This window comes from Snodgrassella sp. M0110, assembly GCF_016101465.1.
GTDB classification, from domain to species: Bacteria; Pseudomonadota; Gammaproteobacteria; order Burkholderiales; family Neisseriaceae; genus Snodgrassella; species Snodgrassella alvi.
This window is the reverse complement of sequence record NZ_JACFQM010000036.1, coordinates 1-324: the sequence shown is the minus strand read 5'-3', so window position 1 is coordinate 324 and position 324 is coordinate 1. Positions and strand designations below refer to the sequence as shown.

Annotated in this window: 1 protein-coding gene; it reads left to right on the top strand. The window is 53.7% G+C overall.

Translation table 11 applies throughout. The features are described from left to right. Positions 1-14: 14 nt before the first annotated feature. Positions 15-324, top strand: a 310-nt coding sequence (locus H3T84_RS12000; RefSeq protein WP_198219335.1) for a hypothetical protein, incomplete at its 3' end; no start/stop codon positions are given.

Sequence of the window (324 nt, the reverse complement as noted above, 5' to 3'; positions counted from 1 at the left end):
ACTATGAAATCGAAATGGAAATCGACCCGCAGCCTGATGGTTCCTGTGCTGCCGTCTATATCAACGAAGAAGGGCGGCGTATCGAAATCGAACCCATCCAGCCGGGTAAAGGCATACGCGGTCTTAACGAGAATTTATCCGTCTGCCGGGGCGAACAGGACCGCTGGGTAATTGAAGACGACAACGGCTTCTACCGTCTGTTCGAGCCCGATCCCAACAACCCCAAACGTCTGCTGCTGAGCATGCTGCAGGACCGCAACGACAACCAGTTACTTATCTACCGCGATTCCCGTAGCCGCATCGTCGAAATTGCCGATAACGACA